The 1,410-nt window shown below is 27.0% G+C and carries 1 protein-coding gene; it reads left to right on the forward strand.

Annotation, left to right across the window (positions count from 1 at the left end; all coding sequences use genetic code 11):
- The first annotated feature begins 111 nt into the window (after nucleotides 1-111).
- Nucleotides 112-1,320, forward strand: coding sequence for an MFS transporter (locus G3997_RS05035; protein WP_296649079.1), 1,209 nt, complete (start codon nucleotides 112-114; stop codon nucleotides 1,318-1,320).
- Nucleotides 1,321-1,410 lie beyond the last annotated feature (90 nt).

The following is a 1,410-nucleotide window of genomic DNA, read 5'->3' on the forward strand; positions in this document are numbered from 1 at the left end:
TGATAATTTTAAAGTAAAAAATATATTAAATCAATAAAACATCTGCATTATCTATGCTATATTTGGAATTCTAATAATATACTTGAAATTCTTCAATAAAGGAGACAAACTATGGATAAATATAAAAATAATTATAAATATATTATAGCTATATCTAGTTTTATACTTATGGCCGTAGCATTTAGTATAGTAAATAGCGTAAATACAATACTAACAGCACCAGTAATAAAAGCAAGAAACTTTAGCATTGGAGAGTTCTCTCTATCATTCACAATTACAGCAATAACAGTAGCAATATTCTCTCCTTTAGTAGGAAGCTTATTAAATAAAATAAATATAAAAATAATAATGTCCTTATCATCAATACTTGCTGGAGGTGGATTCATACTATACGGATTTGCAAACAATATACTATCCTTTTACCTAATAGGAGTAGTCGTTGCAATAGGAATGTGTGGACTTACAACAATACCAATATCAACAATGATATCAGACTGGTTTGAACCAGAGAAAAAAGGTTCTATAATGGGAATAGTGTTTGCAGGAATAGGTACAGGTTCATTCTTTTGGATGCAAATAGTATCTAGATTTTTAGAAAGATATAACTATAGGCTTGCTTATTTATTTTTAGGAGCTATAGTTGTTATAGTTTCACTTCCTATAAGCTTATTTATAGCAAAAAGACCAGATGATGTAATGAATAAATTAAAAGAACAAAATAATAAAAATAATAAATCAAAGGATAAGTCCTATACATTTAAGGATATATCTAAAACACCTTCATTTTGGACTTTTTCTTTAGGTCTTTTACTTATGGGTATAAGCTTTGCTGGAATCAAGCAACATATACAGCCATATCTATCAGTTTTAGGATATTCAATTTCTTTTAATGCAAATATAGGTTCTACTCTTGCTGTTACAGGTTTAATAGCAAATATTGTAGGTGGTATTTTATTTGATAAGTTTAAAACTAAAATAGTTTTATATTTTATGGGAACTATAAGTTGTATTAGTGTAGTTTTTTTAATACTTGCAGGTAATCCACTCTTTGCATACTTATTTACTATATTTTATGGTCTTACTATGTGTATGTCTTCTATTTGGCCATCTTATGGAGTTAGTAGATTATTTAGTAATGAAAACTACTCTGTAATTTTTGGTTTTGTAAATATGTTTTTTATTCTTGGTACTTCAATTGGACCGTTTTTATCAGGTGTTATAGCTGATACTTCTTTTGGGTATCAGGCTTCTTGGGTAATATATTTTTTCACGACTATAATCGCATATTTCCTATTTATTAAATCTATTAAGAATAATTAAGTTTTAAGATTTATATAAAAACAGCTAGACAATGGAAATTCCAATATATCTAGCTATTTTTATTATTTATTWTCACACAATTGTCTAACA

Source organism: Romboutsia sp. 13368 (assembly GCF_018336475.1).
In the GTDB taxonomy this organism is placed as follows: Bacteria; Bacillota; Clostridia; order Peptostreptococcales; family Peptostreptococcaceae; genus Romboutsia.

Excerpts from the sequence above, each read along its gene's own strand:
- G3997_RS05035 (WP_296649079.1), top strand. The coding sequence starts at position 112 with ATGGATAAATATAAAAATAATTATAAATATATTATAGCTATATCTAGT.